Annotated in this window: 22 protein-coding genes; 20 read left to right on the forward strand and 2 right to left on the reverse strand. The window is 71.7% G+C overall.

From position 1 onward, the window contains the following. Window positions 1-127: 127 nt before the first annotated feature. The 20 genes from ACZ60J_RS09245 (at window position 128) to ACZ60J_RS09340 (ending at window position 18,388) form a co-directional block, all read left to right on the forward strand. On the forward strand, window positions 128-1,135 hold the full coding sequence (locus tag ACZ60J_RS09245) for an ABC transporter ATP-binding protein (protein ID WP_469680056.1): 1,008 nt from the start codon (window positions 128-130) through the stop codon (window positions 1,133-1,135). After that, entirely contained in the window at window positions 1,132-1,896 is a 765-nt protein-coding gene (locus tag ACZ60J_RS09250) for an MlaE family ABC transporter permease (RefSeq protein WP_469680058.1), read from the forward strand. The genes ACZ60J_RS09245 and ACZ60J_RS09250 overlap by 4 nt, the downstream gene beginning before the upstream one ends. A gap of 5 nt (window positions 1,897-1,901) precedes the next feature. Further along, window positions 1,902-2,708 carry an MlaE family ABC transporter permease gene (locus ACZ60J_RS09255; RefSeq protein ID WP_469680060.1) on the forward strand — a complete coding sequence of 269 codons (807 nt, stop codon included), beginning with the start codon at window positions 1,902-1,904 and terminating at the stop codon, window positions 2,706-2,708. A gap of 1 nt (window position 2,709) precedes the next feature. After that, the gene (locus tag ACZ60J_RS09260) at window positions 2,710-3,963 is read left to right on the forward strand and encodes an MCE family protein (RefSeq protein ID WP_469680061.1); all 1,254 of its coding nucleotides are present in this window, start codon (window positions 2,710-2,712) and stop codon (window positions 3,961-3,963) included. Next, on the forward strand, window positions 3,960-5,015 hold the full coding sequence (locus tag ACZ60J_RS09265; RefSeq protein ID WP_469680063.1) for an MCE family protein: 1,056 nt from the start codon (window positions 3,960-3,962) through the stop codon (window positions 5,013-5,015). The genes ACZ60J_RS09260 and ACZ60J_RS09265 overlap by 4 nt, the downstream gene beginning before the upstream one ends. Beyond that, on the forward strand, window positions 5,012-6,064 hold the full coding sequence (locus ACZ60J_RS09270) for an MCE family protein (protein WP_469680065.1): 1,053 nt from the start codon (window positions 5,012-5,014) through the stop codon (window positions 6,062-6,064). The genes ACZ60J_RS09265 and ACZ60J_RS09270 overlap by 4 nt, the downstream gene beginning before the upstream one ends. Beyond that, window positions 6,061-7,095: an MCE family protein gene (locus ACZ60J_RS09275; RefSeq protein ID WP_469680066.1), complete on the forward strand. Its 1,035-nt coding sequence runs from the start codon at window positions 6,061-6,063 to the stop codon at window positions 7,093-7,095. Before ACZ60J_RS09270 ends, ACZ60J_RS09275 begins: the two co-directional genes overlap by 4 nt. Further along, a complete protein-coding gene (locus ACZ60J_RS09280; protein WP_469680068.1) occupies window positions 7,092-8,276 on the forward strand; it encodes an MCE family protein in 1,185 nt (394 codons plus the stop codon). The genes ACZ60J_RS09275 and ACZ60J_RS09280 overlap by 4 nt, the downstream gene beginning before the upstream one ends. Further along, a complete protein-coding gene (locus ACZ60J_RS09285) occupies window positions 8,273-9,565 on the forward strand; it encodes an MCE family protein (RefSeq protein WP_469680070.1) in 1,293 nt (430 codons plus the stop codon). Before ACZ60J_RS09280 ends, ACZ60J_RS09285 begins: the two co-directional genes overlap by 4 nt. Continuing rightward, complete coding sequence (locus ACZ60J_RS09290; protein ID WP_469680072.1) at window positions 9,562-10,104, forward strand: hypothetical protein; 543 nt, start codon at window positions 9,562-9,564, stop codon at window positions 10,102-10,104. The genes ACZ60J_RS09285 and ACZ60J_RS09290 overlap by 4 nt, the downstream gene beginning before the upstream one ends. Next, window positions 10,101-10,835, forward strand: coding sequence for a hypothetical protein (locus ACZ60J_RS09295; protein WP_469680074.1), 735 nt, complete (start codon window positions 10,101-10,103; stop codon window positions 10,833-10,835). Before ACZ60J_RS09290 ends, ACZ60J_RS09295 begins: the two co-directional genes overlap by 4 nt. Before the next feature lie 27 nt (window positions 10,836-10,862). Continuing rightward, entirely contained in the window at window positions 10,863-11,405 is a 543-nt protein-coding gene (locus tag ACZ60J_RS09300) for a hypothetical protein (protein WP_469680076.1), read from the forward strand. A gap of 66 nt (window positions 11,406-11,471) precedes the next feature. Then, window positions 11,472-12,230, forward strand: coding sequence for a hypothetical protein (locus ACZ60J_RS09305; RefSeq protein WP_469680078.1), 759 nt, complete (start codon window positions 11,472-11,474; stop codon window positions 12,228-12,230). A gap of 130 nt (window positions 12,231-12,360) precedes the next feature. Further along, complete coding sequence (locus tag ACZ60J_RS09310; protein WP_469680080.1) at window positions 12,361-13,035, forward strand: hypothetical protein; 675 nt, start codon at window positions 12,361-12,363, stop codon at window positions 13,033-13,035. 461 nt (window positions 13,036-13,496) lie between these two features. Next, a complete protein-coding gene (locus ACZ60J_RS09315; RefSeq protein ID WP_469680082.1) occupies window positions 13,497-13,934 on the forward strand; it encodes a DsbA family protein in 438 nt (145 codons plus the stop codon). An 89-nt stretch (window positions 13,935-14,023) separates the two neighbouring features. Further along, the gene (locus ACZ60J_RS09320) at window positions 14,024-14,866 is read left to right on the forward strand and encodes an alpha/beta fold hydrolase (protein WP_469680084.1); all 843 of its coding nucleotides are present in this window, start codon (window positions 14,024-14,026) and stop codon (window positions 14,864-14,866) included. A gap of 312 nt (window positions 14,867-15,178) precedes the next feature. Then, a complete protein-coding gene (locus ACZ60J_RS09325; RefSeq protein ID WP_469680086.1) occupies window positions 15,179-15,532 on the forward strand; it encodes a hypothetical protein in 354 nt (117 codons plus the stop codon). 144 nt (window positions 15,533-15,676) lie between these two features. Further along, window positions 15,677-16,840 carry a PLP-dependent cysteine synthase family protein gene (locus tag ACZ60J_RS09330; RefSeq protein ID WP_469680088.1) on the forward strand — a complete coding sequence of 388 codons (1,164 nt, stop codon included), beginning with the start codon at window positions 15,677-15,679 and terminating at the stop codon, window positions 16,838-16,840. Then, window positions 16,837-18,111: an MFS transporter gene (locus ACZ60J_RS09335; RefSeq protein ID WP_469680090.1), complete on the forward strand. Its 1,275-nt coding sequence runs from the start codon at window positions 16,837-16,839 to the stop codon at window positions 18,109-18,111. Before ACZ60J_RS09330 ends, ACZ60J_RS09335 begins: the two co-directional genes overlap by 4 nt. Before the next feature lie 37 nt (window positions 18,112-18,148). After that, window positions 18,149-18,388, forward strand: coding sequence for a hypothetical protein (locus ACZ60J_RS09340; RefSeq protein ID WP_469680092.1), 240 nt, complete (start codon window positions 18,149-18,151; stop codon window positions 18,386-18,388). Window positions 18,389-18,473: 85 nt separating this feature from the next. On the opposite strand, the gene ACZ60J_RS09345 is transcribed toward ACZ60J_RS09340, so the two are convergent. Together ACZ60J_RS09345 and ACZ60J_RS09350 are read right to left on the reverse strand one after the other, a co-directional pair. Next, window positions 18,474-19,298: a CbtA family protein gene (locus ACZ60J_RS09345; protein WP_469680094.1), complete on the reverse strand. Its 825-nt coding sequence runs from the start codon at window positions 19,296-19,298 to the stop codon at window positions 18,474-18,476. Between the two features lie 14 nt (window positions 19,299-19,312). Continuing rightward, window positions 19,313-19,540: a CbtB domain-containing protein gene (locus tag ACZ60J_RS09350; protein ID WP_469680095.1), complete on the reverse strand. Its 228-nt coding sequence runs from the start codon at window positions 19,538-19,540 to the stop codon at window positions 19,313-19,315. Window positions 19,541-19,749 lie beyond the last annotated feature (209 nt).

Raw genomic sequence — 19,749 nt, forward strand, 5'->3', positions numbered from 1 at the left:
ATGTGTTCGCGCGGTGACAAGTTCCGATGCGCCGCGCCGAATCGGTGTCACACCTATTGTCCGGTGATCGCGAACGACCTAACGTGCGGCCCGCGGCGCACCGTGACACACGACTGCTGGAGGTGAAGTGGGAATCGAAGTGGCCGTCGAAGGCCTGACCATGTCCTTCGGCAAGCAGAACATCTGGCAGGACGTGACCCTGACGCTGCCCGCAGGGGAAGTGAGCGTCATGCTCGGCCCCTCCGGAACCGGTAAGACCGTCTTCCTCAAATCACTCATCGGCCTGCTGAAGCCGGAACGGGGACGCGTCCTCGTGGCCGGCGTCGATATGGTCAACAGCCCCGAGCGGGACATTTACGAGGCACGCAAACTCTTCGGCCTCATGTTCCAGGACGGCGCCCTCTTCGGGTCCATGTCCCTCTTCGACAACATCGCCTTCCCGCTGCGCGAGCACACGCGGAAGAAGGAGTCGGAGATCCGCCGGATCGTCATGGAGCGCATCGACGTCGTCGGGCTCGTCGGCTCGGAGGGCAAGCTCCCCGGCGAGATCAGCGGCGGCATGCGCAAGCGGGCGGGACTGGCCCGCGCCCTCGTGCTCGACCCGCAGATCGTGCTGTGCGACGAGCCGGACTCGGGTCTCGACCCCGTCCGCACCGCCAACCTCTCGCAGCTGCTGATCGACCTCAACGCGCAGATCGACGCGACGATGCTCATCGTCACCCACAACCTCGACATCGCCGCGACCGTCCCCGACAACATGGGCATGCTGTTCCGGCGCAACCTGGTCACCTTCGGCCCGCGCGAACTGCTGCTCACCAGCGACGAGCCGGTCGTGGCCCAGTTCCTCGCGGGGCGCCGCGAGGGCCCCATCGGGATGTCGGAGGAGAAGGACGCGGCCACCCTCGCCGCCGAGGCTTCCGTGCCCGTCGTACCGGTCGGGCCCCGGGTCATCGTCCCGCAACTGGAGCCCTCGCCCGGACTCCCGCCGCGCCAGGCCGCCATCAGGCGCCGCGAGCGGGTCCTCGCCATGCTCGACACGCTGCCGTTCGCCGCCCGCGCCGCCATCGAGGACACCTACGCGCGCGGGGCGCAGCCGCCCACCCTGCGGCTTCCGGCCACCGGGAGCGGCTCGTGATCACGGGGGCGCTGCGGCAGACCGGCCGGCTCTTCGCCCTCGCGGCCGAGGTGGGCCGTTCCATCTTCCGACGTCCCTTCCAGTTCCGGGAGTTCGTCGAGCAGTTCTGGTTCATCGCCAGTATCACGATCCTGCCCGCCGCGCTCGTCTCCATCCCCTTCGGCGCGGTGATCGCCCTCCAGGTCGGCTCGCTCACCCAGCAGTTGGGTGCCCAGTCGTTCACGGGAGGCGCCAGCGTCCTCGCCGTCATCCAGCAGGCGAGCCCGCTCATCGTCGCCCTGCTCATCTCCGGCGCCGGCGGCTCCGCCATCTGCGCCGACCTCGGCTCCCGCAAGATCCGCGAGGAGCTCGACGCGATGGAGGTCATGGGCGTCTCCCCGGTCCAACGCCTGGTCGTGCCGAGGGTGCTGGCGACGATGGGCGTGGCCGTGCTCCTCAACGGCCTGGTCTCCGTCGTCGGTACGCTCGGCGGCTACTTCTTCAACGTGATCCTCCAGGGCGGCACCCCGGGCGCCTACCTGTCGAGCTTCTCCGCACTGGCCCAGCTGCCCGACCTGTACATCAGTGAACTCAAGGCCCTGATCTTCGGGTTCATCGCGGGCATCGTCGCCGCCTACCGCGGCCTCAACCCGCGCGGCGGCCCCAAAGGGGTCGGCGACGCCGTCAACCAGTCCGTCGTCATCACCTTCATGCTGCTGTTCTTCGTGAACATGGTGCTGACGGCCATCTACCTGCAGATCGTCCCGCCGAAGGGAGGCTGAGGCCAATGGCCTCCCCGTTCGTCTGGCTCGACCGGTCCGGCGACCAGTTCCTGTTCTACGTCAAGGCGCTGGCCTGGATCCCGCGCACCCTGCGCCGCTACCTCAAAGAGGTGCAACGGCTCCTCGCCGAGGTGGCCTTCGGCTCCGGCGGGCTCGGTGTCATCGGCGGCACCATCGGCGTGATGATCGCGATGACCCTGTTCACCGGCACCGTCGTCGGACTCCAGGGGTACGCGGCCCTCGACCAGATCGGCACCGCCGCGTTCACCGGCTTCGTCTCCGCGTACTTCAACACCCGCGAGATCGCGCCCCTGGTCGCCGGGCTCGCGCTCTCCGCGACCGTCGGCGCGGGCTTCACCGCCCAGCTCGGCGCGATGCGGATCAACGAGGAGGTCGACGCCCTCGAAGGCATGGGCATCCGCTCCATCCCGTACCTCGTCACCACCCGCATCATCGCGGGCGTCGCGGCGATCATCCCGCTCTACGCGATCGGCCTCCTCTCCTCGTACCTCGCCTCCCGGTACGTGACCGTCCTGTTCAACGGCCAGTCCAGGGGAACGTACGACCACTACTTCAACCTGTTCCTCTCCCCCACGGACGTCGTGCTGTCGGTCCTCAAGGTGCTGATCTTCAGCGTCATGGTGATCCTCGCCCACTGCTACTACGGGTTCCGCGCCTCCGGCGGCCCCGCCGGGGTGGGCGTCGCCGTCGGCCGGTCCGTGCGCAACGCGATCGTGCTCATCAGCGTCACCGACTTCTTCCTGTCGCTGGCCCTGTGGGGCGCGACCACGACCGTGAAGGTGGCGGGGTGACATGAGCAGCTCACGCACGGGGACCCTGGGCCACCGGTCCGCCGGCCTCGCCTTCCTCCTCGTCCCGGCCCTCCTGGTCTGGCTGGCGATCGCCGTCTACGACAAGGAGTTCACCGACAGCGCCCCGATCACCATCGAGACGAGCAGCGTCGGCAACGAGATGCACCCGGGTGCCGAGGTGAAGCTGCGCGGCGTCGTCATCGGCGAGGTCCGCTCCATAGCCGCCACCGCGACGGGAGCCCGGCTCACCCTCGCGATGGATCCCGACACCCTCCACGCGGTCCCCGCCGACGTGCGTGCCCAGATGCTGCCGACGACCCTCTTCGGCGAACGGTTCGTGGCGCTCGTACCGCCCGCGGCGCCCTCCTCCGAACCGATCGGGGCCGGAGCCGTCATCCCCGAGGACCGCTCCAGCAGCGCCGTGGAACTCCAGCAGGTGCTGGACAACGTGCTGCCCATGCTCACCGCCGTCCAGCCGCAGAAGCTCTCCGCCACCCTGTCCGCCGTGTCCCGGGCGCTCGAAGGACGTGGCGGAAAGCTCGGCGACACCCTCGCCCAACTGGACGACCACCTGGCCAAGTTCAACCCCGAGCTGCCCGCGCTCAACCGGGACCTCCACCAACTCGTCAAGGTGAGCAACGTGTACGCGGACGCGGCCCCGGACATCGTCACGGCCCTCACCGACTTCACCACCACCAGCGGCACGCTCGCCGAGAAGGAGACCGAACTGGCCGCCACCTTCGGGGCCACCACCCGCACCGCCCAGGACGTCACCACCTTCCTGCGCCAGAACAAGGACAACATCATCCGGCTCGCCGACACGAGCAGGCCCACCCTGGAGCTGCTCTCCGAGTACTCCTCGTCGTTCCCGTGCACCCTGCGCACCCTCGCCGAATTCGTTCCGGCCATGGACAAGGCGCTCGGCAAGGGCACCGACCGGCCCGGGCTGCACGTCAACGTGGTCACCGTGCCCTCGCGCGGAGCCTACGCACCCGGCCGCGACGCCCCCGCGTACACCGCGGGCGGCGGCCCGCACTGCTATCCCGTTCCCTACCTCGGCGTCCCGGCGGCGCCCGCCGCACGGGCCGCGGCTGCGGCCGACCAGAACCTGGGGCCCGCCAACTCGGCCCAGGAGAACGACCTCCTGAACGAACTCCTCGCACCCTCCGCCGGCAAGCCGCCCGGCGAGCTGCCCGACTGGAGCGGCCTGCTGGCCGGACCCGCGTACCGCGGAGCGGAGGTGGTCCTCAAGTGAAGGACGACCTCGCCCACACCCGGCGGCGCCCGCTGACCGGACCGCTGGTCAAGTCCCTGGTCTTCGTCCTGGTCACGGCCCTGGCCACGACCGTGCTCGCGCTCAGCATCGCCAACACCGGGGTGGACTCGGGTACGCGCTCGTACAAAGCGCTGTTCACCGACGTCACCGGGCTCGTCGACGGGGACAGCGTCCGGATCTCGGGCGTGAAGGTCGGAGAGGTGACGGACGTCCGCGTCGTCGACCGGCGCACCGCCCAGGTCACCTTCCGCATCCGCGACGACCGCACGCTCCCCGCCTCGGCGACCGCCGCGGTGAAGTACCTCAACATGGTCGGGCAGCGCTACGTCTCCCTCGACCGGGGCAGCGGCGACGTGGGCTCCGCCCTGCCGCCCGACTCCACCATCCCGCTGGACCGCACGACGCCCGCGCTCGACATGACCCTCCTGTTCAACGGGTTCAAGCCGCTCTTCGAGGGCCTGTCGCCGAGTGACGTCAACGACCTCGCTGGCTCGCTCGTCCAGGTCCTCCAGGGCGAGGGCGGCACCGTCGACAGCCTCCTGCGGCACATCGGCTCGCTCACCCGGACCGTCGCGGCCAAGGACCAGGTGATCGGCCAGGTGGTCACGAACCTCAACACGGTCCTGGACACGCTCAACACCCGCGAGGCCGCCTTCAACGATCTGGTGGTCACGCTCCAGAAGCTCGTCACGGGCTTCAACGACGACCGCAAGCCGCTCGGCGAGGCCGTCCAGGCGATGGGCGACCTCACGACCGTGACGGCGGGACTCCTCCAGGAGGGCCGGGCCCCGCTCAAGCAGAGCATCGGCGAACTGGGCCGCCTCTCGAACACCCTCGGCGACCACACGCCGCAGATCGAGGACTTCCTCACCAGGACACCGGCCAAGATGGCCGCCCTGGCCCGGCTGTCCTCGTACGGGTCCTGGTTCAACCTCTACCTCTGCGAGGCCCGCGTGAGCGGCGTGAGCACCTCCGACGGCTCCAAGCCGCCGACCGGCATCATCGTGACCGAACCGAGGTGCCGCGGATGAGCCGCCCGCCCAGGTTCACCCCCGTCAAGGACCGCAATCCCGTCGCGGTGGCCGTCGTCGGCCTCGTCGTGCTCGCCATGATGGCCGTCCTCGCCTACAACGTGGACCGCCTGCCGTTCTCCGGCGGGGGCCCGACCTACAGCGCCGACTTCACCGAGGCCGCCGGACTCACCACCGGCGACGAGGTGCGCATCGCGGGAGTCAAGGTCGGCTCGGTCACCGGGGTCGCCCTCGACGGGCCCAAGGTGAAGGTGACCTTCGGGGTCGGCGACGCCTGGGTCGGCGACCGCTCCACCGCCGCCATCGCGATCAAGACCCTGCTCGGCGAGAAGTACCTGGCCCTCGACCCGCTGGGCGCGGGACGCCAAGACCCCGGCCAGCGCATCCCGTTGGCGCGCACCACGTCCCCGTACGACGTCACCCAGGCGTTCCAGGACCTGAGCGGCACCGTCGACGCCATCGACACGAAGAAGCTCGCCGAGAGCTTCCAGACGATCTCGGAGACCTTCAAGAACTCGCCACCCGGCGTGCGCAGCGCGGCCACCGGCCTGTCCGAGCTGTCCAAGTCCGTCTCCAGCCGTGATGCCCAGCTGTCCCAACTGCTCCAGGGGAGCCGTACGTTCACCAAGACCCTGGAGGGCAGGAAGTCCAGCTTCGAGACCCTCATCGAGGACGGCGGTTCGCTGCTCGGCGAGTTGAAGGACCGGCGCGACGCCATCCGGGCCCTGCTGGTGGGCAGCCGCGAGCTGGGCAAGCAGCTCAGCGGCATCGTCACCGACAACGACCGCCAGCTCGGCCCCACCCTCACGGCCCTCAGCCGTGTCACCGCGGTCCTGGAGAAGAACAGCGGTCAGCTCGACAAGACCCTCGCCCTGGTGGGCCCGTACTACCGGCTCGTCGGCAACACCCTGGGCAACGGTCACTGGTTCGACAGCTACCTGTGCGGAGTCGTACCCCGCAACTACCTGCCCGAGGCGTCACAGCCGAAGACCGGATGCCTGCCTCCGCAGCAGACGCCGGCGGCATCGAAGGGAGGCGGTGCCCGATGACGGAACCCAGAAGGATCGCGAGGCCCCTCGTCATCGGGGTCGCCATGGCGGTGCTCGCGGCCTGCGGCCTCGTCACCGTACGCGCCCTCGACTCCGACGGCACCCGGGTCACGGCCTATTTCGACCGCGCCGTCGGCATCTACGCCGGCTCGGACCTGCGGATCCTCGGGGTGCGGGTCGGAGAGGTCGAATCCGTGGAGCCCCAGGGGACCCGGGTACGGGTCCGGCTCCGCGTCGACGACGGCGTGCGCGTCGCGGCCGACGCACGGGCCGTCATCGTCGCCCCCAGCATCGTCGCGGACCGGTACGTCCAGCTCACCCCGGCCTACGCCTCCGGCCCCGCCCTCGCCGACGGAGCCCAGCTCGCCGCGGACCGCAACCGGACCCCCGTCGAGATCGACCAGCTGTACGCCTCGATCACCGACCTCGCCAAGGCCCTCGGCCCCGACGGGGCCAATGCGGGCGGAGCCCTGTCCGGTCTGATCGAAACCGGCGCCAAGAACCTGGAGGGCAACGGTGACGCGATCGGCACGTCCATCCGGGAGTTCGGCAAGGCGGCCAAGACCCTCGACGGCAGCAGCGACGACCTGTTCGCCACGCTCGGCCAGCTCCAGACGTTCACGACCATGCTCAAGGACAAGGACGGCGACGTCCGCACCGCGCAGGAACGCCTCGACGACGTGGTGACCTTCTTCGCCGACAACAAGGACGACCTCGCAGGCGCCCTCACCGAACTCGGCAAGGCCCTCGCCCAGGTCAAGACCTTCATCCAGAACAACCGGGGCGAACTGAAACAGAACGTCGACCGGCTCGTCCCCCTCACCCAGGCCCTCGTCGACCAGCGGGCCTCCCTCGCCGAAGCCCTCGACGTGGCCCCGCTCGCGGCCTCCAACGTGGTGGGCGCGTACAACAAGGACACCCGCACCATCGACGGCCGGGCCAACCTCAACGAGATCAGCATGGGCGGCCCCCTGCTCCCGCTGCCCGTGACGGGCGGCTCCTCGGCGGGCAACGGGAAGGGGGACCGGTGAAGCGCCGCGGACCCCTCACCGGCAGGGCCACCGGGGCCGGCCTCGCCGCGTTCGTCGCCCTGGGCGCGGCCGTGGTCCTCACCGTGACCCTGCTCCCCTCGGAACTGCCCCGCTTCGACGGCATCGAGGACCTGCCGCTGCCCGGCGGGGCGGACCTCGGCTCCCACCCGTACACGGTCACCGCCGAGCTCGCCGACGTCCTCAGCCTCGTCCCGCAGTCCGCCGTCAAGGTCAACGACGTCGCCGTCGGCCGCGTCACCGGGATCCGGCTCGGGAGCGGCGACTGGACGGCGCGCGTCACCATGAAGATCAACGGAGACGTCCGGCTGCCCGCCGACGCGGGCGCCCGGCTCCAGCAGTCCAGCCTGCTCGGCGAGAAGTTCATCGAGATCACCGCCCCCGCCAAGGACGCGGGAGGCGCGCGCCTCGCCGACGGCAGTACGATCCCGCTCGCCCGCACCAGCCGCAACACCGAGGTCGAGGAGGTCTTCGGCGCCCTGTCCCTGCTGCTCAACGGCGGCGGGGTCAACCAGCTGAAGACCATCACCAAGGAGCTGAACTCCGCGCTGGGCGGACGCGAGCCCGAGGTCCGCTCCATGCTGGAGCGGGTCAACACCCTGGTGAGCGAACTCGACGCGCACCGCGACGACATCACCCAGGCCCTCGACGGGGTCAACCGGCTCTCCGCCACGCTGGCCGGGCGCAAGGAGGACGTCGGGAAGGTCCTCACCGGCCTCTCCCCCGGCCTCAAGACCCTGGAGAACCAGCGGGGTTCGCTCCTGACGATGCTGCGCGCCCTGGACACGCTGTCCGGCGTCGCCGTCTCCACCATCAACGCCGGCAAGGACGACATGGTCGCCGACCTCAAGGCCCTGGCACCGACCCTGAAGGCACTCGCCGACGCCGGCGCGGACCTGCCCGACTCGCTCCAGGCGCTGCTGACGTACCCCTTCACCGACGAGGTGATGCGGGGCATCAAGGGCGACTACCTGAACACCTACCTGCACATCGCCGCCGAGCCGGGCACGCAGGTCATCCCGCCGCTCGTCCCGCAATCCACGCCCAGTCCGACGCCCACCCCGCCCGCCGAGCCGGGCAGTGCCGCCCGCGGATCCACGAGCCCTACCTCACCGCTGCCGCTGCCGCCCGTCGGAGCACGGAACGGGGGGAAGACCCGGTGATCACCCTCGCCGTACGGCTGAAGAACCTCGCGTTCCTCGTCATCTCCGTCCTCGTCCTCGGTGTCCTCGGCATCCGCTACGCCGATCTCGGCCGCTACGTCGGCGTCGCCGACTACTACACCGTCAACGTCCACCTCGCGCGGACCGGCGGCCTGTTCCCGCACTCGGACGTCACCTACCGGGGTGTCTCCGTAGGACGCGTCGGCGCCATCGACCTCACCGCGGACGGAGTCGTGGCCCGGCTGCACATCAAGAAGTCGGCCGCCCGCGTCCCGGCCGACGCCAAGGCAGTCGTCGCGGGCCTGTCCGCCGTCGGAGAGCAGTACATCGACCTGCGGCCCCGCGGCGACCGGGGCCCGTACCTCAGGGAGGGGGCCCGCATCGACCAGGCGGACACCGAGGTCCCCGCACCCGTCACCGACCTCCTGGCCGGCATGAACGATCTCACCACGTCGGTGCCGCTCGACTCGCTGCGCACGGTCGTCGACGAGCTGGGCAAGGCGTTCGAGGGTCACGGCGAGGACCTCCAGACCCTGCTCGACAGCGGCAGCGCGTTCGTCCAGGCCGCCGACCGCTCCCTGCCCGCGACCACCCGTCTCATCACCGACGGCGAGACCGTCCTGCGCACCCAGGCCGACGAAGCCCGGGCCATCAGGGACTTCGCCACCGGCGCACGGGAACTCGCCGTCACCCTCAAGGGCTCCGACAGCGACGTCCGCCGCCTGCTCGCCGTCACGCCGGACGCGGCCACCCAGATCAGCGGCCTCCTGCGCGACCTCGACCCCAGCCTCGGCGTGGTCCTCGCCAACCTGCTCACCACCTCGGAGATCGCCGTCACCCGGCAGCGCGGACTGGAGGAACTGCTCGTGAAGTTCCCCATGGCCGTCTCCGCGGGCGCCACCACCGTCGACGGAGGACGGATGAACCTCGGCATGGCCGTCACCTTCTTCAAGCCCCTTCCCTGCACCTCCGGTTACGGCGGCACGCGCTACCGCAACGGCCTGGACCTCGGCACCGCGCCCGCCCTCAACACCGGCGCCTCCTGTACGAGTCCGCCCTCGTCCGGGCAGAACGTGCGCGGCTCCGCGAACGCCCCCAAGGGCGGCCCCGTCCCCGACCCGGCCCGACCCGGCTCCCTGCCCTCGGGAAGCCTGCCCCCGGGAAGCACCGGCCCCGCCACCGCACCGGCCGCGCAGCCCCTGCCCGGCGCACTCGCCCTGCCGGGCCAGGCCGGTGGCCCGACCGACCTGGCCGGGCTGCTCGGCCTCGGCGCCGGGAGCGGCCGATGAGCCGGGCACGCGTCCTCGCGGGCGCGGCCCTGACCGTGGCGCTCGCCTTCTGCGGGACCGGCGCCTGGACCTACGCACAGGCCCGCACCGACGACGCCCTCGCCTTCGGCCGCCAGCGGGACGCCGTCCTCGCCCAGGGCCGCGACCACCTCACGGTGCTCAACACGCTGGACGCGTCCACGCGCGAGCACGCGGAGGCCGGCATCGAGGCGTGGCGCGACGCCTCCACCGGGCCGCTGCGCACCGAACTGGGCGCCACCCGGGCCGTGACGGGCGCCTCGGCCCGTGCCACCGTCACCGAGGCGGCGGTGACCGCGCTGGACGCCCGGGCGGGTACGGCGAAGCTGATCGCGACGGTCCGCGTCGACGTCACGCCCCAGGGCACCTCGAAGGCGACGAGCGACCGCAAGCGCCTCGAAGCCGTCCTGGAGCGCACGGGCGGTGACACCTGGAAGGTCAAGGCACTGAGCGCCGTACCGGTCGCGGGCGCGGGCGCCGCCCCTTCCGCAACGCCCGGCGCGGGAAGCGAGGCGCGGTGACCCTGCTGGGGCGGAACACGAGCAACGCGGCCGCGGAGATCGAGCCGCCGGCCGCGGCCGGCACGACGGGCGGACCCGAGGCAGGACCGGAGGCCGGACCTGAGGCCGGACCCGGGGGCGGACCGGCCGTGGCCGATCTGGGCGACGCTGCGGGACCCTCCGATGGCGAAGGCGAACCGGACGCCCCGGGCGTCCGCGTCCGCGTCCGCGTCCGCGCCCTCTCCCGCCTCGCCGGCCGGTGGCGTACCCAGGCCGTCGCGGCGGCGGTCGTCCTGCTCCTCCTGGGCGGGAGCGCCTTCTTCTACGGTGCGCACCGACTGCGCGCCACCCCGTCCGCCCAGAACCGCGCCCTCACCGACACCGCGGCCACGGAGCGGGTGAGCGGCGAGGTCGGTGACGGCCTTGCCAGGATCTTCTCGTACACCCCGGTCGGCGCCGACGCCACCGAGCGATCGGCTCGGACGGTGCTCGGGGGGAAGGCGGCGCGGCAGTACGGCGACCTGTTCGCCCAGCTCCGCACCAACCTGGAGACGCAGAAGATCACCCTGAACACGCGGGCCGTCCGTACCGGGGTGATCGAACTCGACGGGGACACCGCGCGCCTCCTGGTCCTCCTCGACCAGACCTCACGGCGGGACGAGGGCGCCACGACCTCGGCCGCGGCGCAGCTGACCGTCACTGCCCGGTTCCAGGAGGACCGCTGGCAGATCGTCGACCTCAAGACCCGCTGAGCGATGAGCGGGAGACGGGAACACCCCATGACACTCGCGGTCCGGGCCCTCGCGGGCACCCGGCAGATCCTGGCGTTCGCCCTCGCGCTCACCCTGGCCGCGGGCGGCTTCGCCGCGTGGGCGGCCCAGGACTGGTACGGGGCGAGCCACGACGAGTCCGCCGCGTACGCCGTGCAGCGCGACCGGGCGCTCGCGGCGGCGGAGCAGGCCGTGCAGAACCTCAACACCCTCGACCACGCCAAGGTGGATCAGGGTCTGGATCTGTGGGAGTCGTCCACGACCGGGGACCTGCACGAGCAACTCGCGGCAGGAAGAACCGAGTTCGCCCAGCAGGTCAAGGCGGCGAAGACGGTGACCACGGCCCGGGTGCTGTCCGGCGCCGTCACCGAGCTGGACGACCGGGCGGGGCGGGCCAAGGTACTGGTCGCCCTGCGGATCACGGTGAAGGCCGCCGACGACAAGAGCAGCGAGAAGGACAGCCGCATGCTCGGTGAACTGACCCGCACCGGAAGCCAGTGGAAGCTCAGCGCGCTGGGCCAGGCACCCGTGGGCGGCACGTCGACCGGCTGACCGGCAGCCGTACCGCGAGAGCCAGCCGCATCCGAGAGCCGCACGCACCCGAGAAGGACAGGCACGATGTCGACGACCCGCCACCTCATCAACCGCCAGCGCCGCCGCCAGGCCGTCGGCAACCAGAGCGGCCCCACCACGCGCCCGGCCGACGAGACCGTCGTACAGGAGTTCCCGGCCGAGGAGACCGAGGAAGCCGCGGAGACCGGGGAAGCCCGGGAGGTCGAGGAGACCAGGGAAGACCGGGAGGCCGAGGAGACCGGGGAAGCCGGCCGGACGGACAAGGAGGGACGCAAGCACCTCGTCCCCCTCCTCGTCCTCTGCGCCCTCACCGTCCTCCTCGGTTCCGGCGCCGGATACGCCCAGAGCCGGGCCGCGGCGCTGCGGAACGACCCGGTACGGGCGAACACCGCGCTCACCGACCTCGCCCGTACCAGCGAGATCAAGGGCCAGACCGCCAAGGCCGTGGCCTCCCTCTTCTCCTACGACCACGCGCGGCCCGCCGCCTTCGAGAGCGCGTCGAAGACCCTGCTCACCGGCAAGGCCGTCACCGAGCACCGGGCGCTCTTCGGCGAGGTCCTCGCCCAGGCGGAGAAGCAGAAGACGGTGATCACGACGACGGTCACCGACAGCGCCGTCGAGCGGATCGACGGCGACCGGGCGCGCGTCCTGGTCTACGCCGACCAGAGCAGCGTCAGCACGGCGGGAGGCGAGAAGCAGGGCTCCGACGACCAGGGCGTCTACGCGGGAGCGATGTTCGCCGTCGACCTGGTGGACCGCGACGGGAAGTGGCTCGTGGAGGGAATCGACACCTTCGGCCGCTGACGCCCGCCGACGGCGGATCAGAAGGGTCCTGGTGCGGGGCCGCTCGAGGCGCCGGGATACGCTGCCTGGTGCCCCGGGCCCTGTGCGGCCCGTAGGGCGCCCGTACCGAACCTCTGAAAGTGCACCGGCCATGTCCGCCACCGCTTCGTCCCGGCCGTCTTCGCCGACGCACGGAGTGCTGCGCGGGGTGCCGGCCGGGGTGCTCGCCGCACTGTGCGTACTGCTGCCGCTGGCGGGTCACCTGCTGTCGCAGGGGCACACGCCCCGCTGGGCGGTGCTGCTGGGGATGGCCGCGGTCGCGGTACCCGCCGCGGTGTTCCTGACGCGGCGCCGGCTCTCGGACACCCAGCTCATAGCAGCCCTCGTCGGCGCCCAGTTCTCCTATCACGCGGCGTACGCGCTGCCGGGTGCCTGCGCGGCGACCGGATCGGGCGGCGGCCCGACCGCCTTGGTCGAACACGCTTCGGCGGCCGGCATCCCGCCCGAGGTCTTGCTCTCCGGGCACGTCATCATGCTGGTCGTCGCGGCGCAGTTGTTCGGGCTGACCGAGATGCTCCTGTGGCGCGGCAGGCCGGTGCTGGAGGTCTTGGGCCTGCTGCTGCTGTTCGTCTGGCCCCGGCTGAGCGCCGGTACCGGGCCGGAGGCGGATCTTCGCGCGCTGGAGAGCGAGGCCATGCCGCCGTCCGCTCTGGTGGCCCGGGCGAACGCGGGCCGGGCACCGCCGCGGTCCCGGCGCGCCCCGCTGTGGCGCGCCCCTCTCGCGATGACCGGGCCGACGCCCGGCGGAGTTCTCTGCCTGCCCTGACGACAGGGTGAGGGGGGCGGCCGCTGACGTCGGCATCCCTGCCCCGGCTGGTCCGGGGAGCACAGAGAGACCCCGCACACCCATGCGTTCCTTCCCCCTGCGTGCCGCCCGAGTGGCGGCCCGCCTCCTGGTCGTACCCCTGAGCTGCGCCTTCCCGTGGGCGGCGGCTCCCGCCGCCTGCGCGCACACCGATCTGACCTCCAGCACGCTGGCCGAAACAGAGGCAGAGGGATCATGACGAAGACCAAGAAGAACGTGATCGTGCTGGCCGCCATCCTGGCCGCGTTCACCGCCGCGTTCGGCACCTTCCTGCTCATGCGGCCGGAGAACGCCTCCCCGCCCCCAACGCCCCTGCCCGCAGCGGGCGAAGCGCAGGCCGTCCGCCCGGACAGCCACCGGCTCAGCAGTCCGCAGCAGAGTCGGCTGACCGTCGTGGAGTTCCTCGACTTCGAGTGCGAGGCGTGCGGTGCAGTACATCCGACGGTGGAGAAACTCCGCCAGGAGAGTACGGCGACCGCGTCACGTTCGTCGCCCGCTACTTCCCCATGCCCGGCCACCGCAACAGCCGCACCGCCGCGGTGGCCGTCGAGGCCGCGGCCCGTCAAGGACGGTTCGAGGACATGTACCGCAAGATGTTCACCACACAGAAGGAGTGGGGGGAGTTGCAGAACTCCCAGGCCGAAACCTTCCGTTCCTACGCCGAGCAGCTCGGCCTCGACCTGGCCCGCTACGACGCGGCGGTCAAGGACCCGGCCACCGAGGACCGGGTACGGGCGGACCAGCGCGACGGCATGGGACTGAACGTCCAGGGCACGCCCACGTTCTTGATCGACGGTCAGCGCATCCGGACTCCGCGTACGTACGAGGAGTTCAAGGCCCTCATCGACGAGCAACTGTGACCGCCGCGGGACGCGGCCGTCGGCCTTCCGCCCTTGGCTCCCGTGGTGATGATGGAGAGCACGTTCGGGCGATCACGGGGAGGCAGTCGATGGACTCGGTGCTGGTGGGTGGTGGCGTACGGATCGCGTACGAGCGGACCGGTGACGGACCGGCGGTCGTCCTGGCAGGCGGTACGGGGATGCCGCCGGTCGCCTGGGAGTTGTGCGGGGTGCGTGACGCGCTGGTCCGGGCCGGGTACGAGGTGGTCACCTACGCGGCGCGCGGGGTCGCGCCCTCGGACGCGCCGCCCGCCCCGTACTCGATGGAGGACCTGGCGGGAGACCTGGCGGGCCTGCTCGACGCCCTCGGTGTCCGGCAGGCCGCGGTGGTGGGGTACTCCCTGGGCAGCTTCACCGCCGAACTGCTCGCCCGTACCCGGCCCGACCTCGTGCGCTCCCTGGTGCTGATGGCCGGCGCGGGGCCGACGACCGGGGTGGTCGAAGCCGTGCTCGCCGCCGAGAGCGAACTGATCGCGGCGACCGGCGGCCTGCCCCCGGCCTTCATGCGCCTGCAGACCCTCCTCAGCTCCCTCCCGGCCCCGGTCCTGCGCGACGACGAGGAGCAGGTGCGCTCCTGGATCGAACTGCTCGGCGCGCAGGAGGGCGTGTGGACGTCCCCCGAGGGAGCGGCCGGCCAGTCCGCGGCGTCCGACGCCTGGCTCCGCGACCCGGACCGCATGGCGGCCCTGGCGGAGGTCCGCGTACCCGTGCTGGTCCTGGCCTTCGAACACGACCTGTACTTCCCTCCGCGCACCGGCCGCGCGGCGGTCGAGGCCCTCCCCCACGGAGAGTTGGCCGTCCTCCCGGGTGCGGCGCACGGCGGGCTCCTCACACATCCGGCCGAGACGACCGCAGCCGTCCTCGCCTTCCTCGCCCCGCTCGGCAAGGAGTAGGGAGTAAGGAGTAAGGAGTCAAGGAGTCCTGAAGGAACTGCCTTCGCCGGCCGCCGACACGCCGGACGGCAGTCCGGAGGGTTGGATTCACTCCAACCGGTGAAACCCCTTCTCCGTCGGCCACCGCTGTTCACGGCTGTCCTGGCGGCCCGCCAGCCGTGGCTCCCGGGGGGTCGAGGGCCGCCGACCGGCCGGACATGCACACCGCCACCGAGCTCGACCGACAAGCACCCTTCCCGTGCGCACGGTAGCGTCCTGATCACTGTGCGAAATCTGCTGTGGTCTCGTGACCGCCGCCGAACCGGTGGCTGGGTGGCCGTCCTCGTGACGGCGGCCCTGGTCGCGCTGTTCTTCAGCGTGTGCGACAGCGGAGGCCATCACCGGGCGCCCGTTCCCGCCGCCGCGGCCTCGGCCGTGACCACCGCTTCGGTTCTGGACTCCGCCGGCGCCTGTCCTGACGGCGACCGGCCCTGCGTGCACGCCGACGAGCACACCGCGGTCCAGCTGCAGGAGCGCCGGGCTTCCGACGAGACGCCCGTCCTCCAGCCTGCACGGGTTCAGCCCGTCGCCTCCGGTCCGGACCGGGCTGCGGCCGACCGTTCGGCTTCCCCCCTCATGGAGTCCGGCCGCCACGTCTTGTGCAAGGCCTGCGTCAGCCGGACCTGAGCGGGCCCGGACGTCCCCGCGGCTGCCGTAGCGCCGCGTACGGGGACGTCTCCGCGCCCCTCCACCCCCGCACGGCCCGACGCCCGTACGCCTTCACCTGGCCCCCGCCGGCCGCGCCGCCGTGCCGCACGAAGGACGACTCCCATGACCGAACTGTCCCTGTCCGCATCCACGCCCCTGTCCACCTCCGCCTCCCTGTCCGCATCCGTGGCGACGGCCTCGTCCTCGGCGTCCGCGCCCCGCAGCGTGCTCCAGGCCGTCGGCAACACGCCCGTGCTCTTCATCGACGAGCCCTTCGCGTCCGCCCCGCGCGGCTTCTGGGCCAAGCTCGAAGGCTTCAACCCCGGCGGCATCAAGGACCGCGCCGCCCTCCACATGGTCGGCAAGGCCCGCGAGCGCGGCACGCTCCGACCCGGAGCCCCCGTCATCGAGTCCACCTCCGGCACCCTCGGCCTCGGCCTCGCCCTGGCCGGCGTTCTCCACGGGCACCCCGTGCACCTGGTCACCGACCCCGGTATGGAGCCGATCATGGAGCGGATGCTCGCCGCGCACGGCGCCCGGCTGCACGTCGTCGGACGACCCCACCCGGTGGGCGGCTGGCAGGAGGCCCGTCGGCTCAAGGTCGCCGAACTCCTCACCGAGTACCCGGGCTCCTGGTGCCCCGACCAGTACAACAACCCCGACAACGTGGCCGCGTACCGCCCTCTCGCCGACGAACTCACCGGCCAGCTGGGGCAGATCGACATCCTCGTGTGCGCCGTCGGCACCGGCGGCCACTCCGCCGGCATCGCCCGCGCCCTGCGCGACTCCCACCCCGCCCTGCGCCTCGTCGGCGTCGACACGATCGGCTCGACCATCTTCGGCCAGCCCGCCCGACCCCGCCTCATGCGCGGGCTCGGCTCCTCCATCTACCCCCGCAACGTGGACTACCCCGCCTTCTCCGAGGTCCACTGGGTCGCCCCTGCCGAAGCCGTCTGGGCCGCCCGCCGGCTCGCGGAGCGGCAGTTCGCCACCGGCGGCTGGAGCGTCGGCGCCGTCGCCCTCGTCGCCGGCTGGCTCGCCCGCACCCAGCCCGAGGGCACCCGCATCGCGGCCGTCTTCCCCGACGGGCCCCATCGCTACTTCGACACCGTCTTCAACGACGACTACTGCCGCGCCAACCAACTCCTGGGCACCACACCGCCCGACGGGCCCGACACCACCGACTCGCCCCTGAACGGCGAGATCACCACGTGGACCCGCTGCCCCCACGTCATCGACCCGATGCCCGCCCTCCTCGACGGGCCTTCCACCGGAGCGACCCGATGACGCGGACCTGGAAGCAGTACCGGTCCTTCGACGGCACCGTGCAGTTGCTGCTCGTGAACCAGCTGACCATCAACCTCGGCTTCTACATGCTCATGCCCTACCTCGCCGCCCACCTCTCCGGCAGTCTGGCACTGGCCACCTGGGCGATCGGCCTGGTTCTGGGCGTACGCAACCTCTCCCAGCAGGGCATGTTCCTCCTCGGGGGCATGCTCGCCGACCGCCTCGGCTTCAAGCCCCTCATCGTCGCCGGATGCACCCTGCGCACCGTGGGCTTCGCCGCCCTGGCCTTCGCCGACACCCTCCCGGCCCTGGTCGCCGCATCGGCCGCCACCGGGCTGGCCGGCGCCCTCTTCAACCCCGCGGTCCGCGCCTACCTGGCCGAGGAAGCGGGCGAACGCCGGGTCGACGCCTTCGCGCTCTTCAACGTCTTCTACCAGGGCGGAATCCTCCTCGGCCCCCTCGTCGGCCTCGCACTCACCGCTGTGTCCTTCCCGCTGACCTGTGCGGTCGCCTCGGCCGTCTTCGCCGGGCTGACCCTCCTGCAACTGCGCCGCCTGCCGCGGAACGCGGCCGCGGAGCGTGCGGAGCGGCCCGCCGTGCGCGAGCAGGCCGGAGCCGTCCTGCGCAACCGGCCGTTCTGGCTCTTCGCCACCGCCATGAGCGGCTCGTACGTCCTGTCCTTCCAGATCTACCTGGCCCTGCCCCTCGAAGTGGAACGGGTCGCGGGCAGGACCACCTTCGGCACGGTGGCGACCAGCGCCCTGTTCGTCGTCTCCGGCGCCGTCGCCCTGCTCGGACAGCTGCGCATCACCGCCTGGTGCAAGCGCACCTGGAGCCCGCAGCGGTGCCTCACCGCGGGAACGGCCCTCATGGGCGCGGCCTTCCTCCCGCCCCTGCTGACCTCGATGAGTTCGTCGAACGGCCCGAGTTGGGCCGCGGCCGCCGCGATCCTGCCTCTCCTCGCGTGCGCGGCTCTCCTCTCCGTCGCCACCGCGGTCCTCTACCCCTTCGAGATGGACACCATCGTCGCCCTCGCCGGCAACCGCTGGGTGGCCACCCACTACGGCCTCTACAACACCGTCTGCGGAATCGGGATCACCCTCGGGAACCTGGCCACCGGCGCCCTCCTCGACATGGCCCGCACCACCGGACACCCGGCCCTCCCCTGGATCACCCTGGCGCTGGTCGGCGCCGTATGCGCGGCGGCCCTCGTACGGCTCACGCGCACCGGCATGCTGTCCAGGCCGGACCCGACTCCGGCACTGGTATAGCCCCCGGCCGACTGCGGGCGGACCATCAGGAAGAGCAATGGCTCATTTGTCGGTCCGCACGACGAGGCTCTGCCACTCGGTGGTGCGTCGGGGGCCTCCTGCCGTGCACGCGGAGGTCTCGGCCTCCCCCGCTCCCGCCCCATCCCCGAGCGCCGCCTCTACGGAGGACGAAAACACGGGCAGCAACACCGGAGCGGTCATCGGCGTGGTCTCGGCCGTCGTGGTGATCGGCGCCGGCGCCTTCTGGTGGCTGCGCCGCAACCGCAGCCGGGCCTGACCCGACGGCTGAGGCGCTACGGACAGAGCCCTGCCGCCCCGGATGTCCGGGGCGGCAGGGCTCTGTACGTGATGCGGTGTGCCGGTCAGCCGATGGCCGAGGCCGGCTGGGGCGCGGCGGCCGTCGTGCCCGCGGGGTCGGTGCGGTGGGCCAGGAGCCGCTGGGCGAGTACGCCGAAGGCGACGGCGAACACGGTCCACAACACCAGCTGTACGGCGATGGACGCGACCCGGAAGTCCCACAGCAGGACGGCGGGGAACTCCGGCTTGACGGCATCGGTGTTGTCCGGAAGGACCAGGAAGGCCAGCCCGATGGCGACGACGAACCCCGCCCCGCCGCTCAGGGTGGCGTTCCAGTTGCCCAGACGCGGCGCCAGCCGCCGGCCCAGGATGATCGCGCCGACGCCGAGCAGCACGCTCAGCAGGATCATCAGGAAGAACAGCGTGGTGCGCTGCCCGATGGTGTCCGGGTTGCCGACCGCCGGCGGGGTGGCCGGGTACTTCAGGAACGGCACCAGGTAGACGAGCGTGAACGCGCCCGCCGCCGTGAGCGCCGCCGTGCCCCGGGGGCCGAAGCGGCCGGCACGGCCGAGAGCGAAGGAGAACGCGAGGGCGGCGATGCCGCCGAGCGCGACCCCGTAGACCAGGACCCCGGTGGCGAGGCCGAGGGTGGACTGGACGGGCCGGCTGACCAGCTCTTCCTCCTCCTCGGCGGGAGCCGCGGCGGCGTCGTGACCGGCGTGACCGGACACCGGGGCGGCTTCCTTGGCGGCCGCGGCCTCCTCGACGGCGATGGAACCCCGTACCGAGGGCTCACCGGCCACGTAGGCGACGGCGAAGGCGAACAGTCCGGCGATCAGGCCCGCGAGCATGCCGCGGACCAGGAGACCTCTGACAGTGGAGGCGTACATGGTGCGTGCGCCTTTCAGTGGCAGGGGAAACCGAGCAGGTGACGACCGTCGTGCACCCACTCGTGCACGCCGGCGCCGGAGAACACGGAGGTGGCTCCCTGCTCCGCGCCGACGAAGTACAGGGCCACGAGCATCAGCAGCCCGACGAAGACCGCCCAGGGCAGGACCTCTCGCACGGGCAGCGGAGCCGACGGCGAAATGGCAGAAGTGGGTACGGCAGCGGAAGCGACGGCCTCGGCCATGGTGGAACCTCCTCGGGGAACACGCGTCCCATACGGTGGTGCAGGACGACGGTCCTCGGGTCTGACTCGCCGCGGCACGCCCCCTGGAGGGGATGTCACCGCAGCACACAGTGGCGCGACCATGCCGGATTCACACCGGACTTCCGTCTCGCCGTCGTCGCTATGTCTTTATGTCGCGTTGACGCTACCGCGTGGCAGGCACTCCGCCA

This window comes from Streptomyces sp. NPDC104226 (assembly GCF_055584085.1).

Coding starts and splice junctions, on each gene's coding strand:
- ACZ60J_RS09255 (WP_469680060.1), top strand. CDS start 1,902: ATGGCCTCCCCGTTCGTCTGGCTCGACCGGTCCGGCGACCAGTTCCTG.
- ACZ60J_RS09300 (WP_469680076.1), top strand. CDS start 10,863: ATGACACTCGCGGTCCGGGCCCTCGCGGGCACCCGGCAGATCCTGGCG.
- ACZ60J_RS09335 (WP_469680090.1), top strand. CDS start 16,837: ATGACGCGGACCTGGAAGCAGTACCGGTCCTTCGACGGCACCGTGCAG.
- ACZ60J_RS09305 (WP_469680078.1), top strand. CDS start 11,472: ATGTCGACGACCCGCCACCTCATCAACCGCCAGCGCCGCCGCCAGGCC.
- ACZ60J_RS09275 (WP_469680066.1), top strand. CDS start 6,061: ATGACGGAACCCAGAAGGATCGCGAGGCCCCTCGTCATCGGGGTCGCC.
- ACZ60J_RS09310 (WP_469680080.1), top strand. CDS start 12,361: ATGTCCGCCACCGCTTCGTCCCGGCCGTCTTCGCCGACGCACGGAGTG.
- ACZ60J_RS09340 (WP_469680092.1), top strand. CDS start 18,149: ATGGCTCATTTGTCGGTCCGCACGACGAGGCTCTGCCACTCGGTGGTG.
- ACZ60J_RS09350 (WP_469680095.1), bottom strand. CDS start 19,540: ATGGCCGAGGCCGTCGCTTCCGCTGCCGTACCCACTTCTGCCATTTCG.
- ACZ60J_RS09345 (WP_469680094.1), bottom strand. CDS start 19,298: ATGTACGCCTCCACTGTCAGAGGTCTCCTGGTCCGCGGCATGCTCGCG.
- ACZ60J_RS09320 (WP_469680084.1), top strand. CDS start 14,024: ATGGACTCGGTGCTGGTGGGTGGTGGCGTACGGATCGCGTACGAGCGG.
- ACZ60J_RS09330 (WP_469680088.1), top strand. CDS start 15,677: ATGACCGAACTGTCCCTGTCCGCATCCACGCCCCTGTCCACCTCCGCC.
- ACZ60J_RS09270 (WP_469680065.1), top strand. CDS start 5,012: ATGAGCCGCCCGCCCAGGTTCACCCCCGTCAAGGACCGCAATCCCGTC.
- ACZ60J_RS09290 (WP_469680072.1), top strand. CDS start 9,562: ATGAGCCGGGCACGCGTCCTCGCGGGCGCGGCCCTGACCGTGGCGCTC.
- ACZ60J_RS09260 (WP_469680061.1), top strand. CDS start 2,710: ATGAGCAGCTCACGCACGGGGACCCTGGGCCACCGGTCCGCCGGCCTC.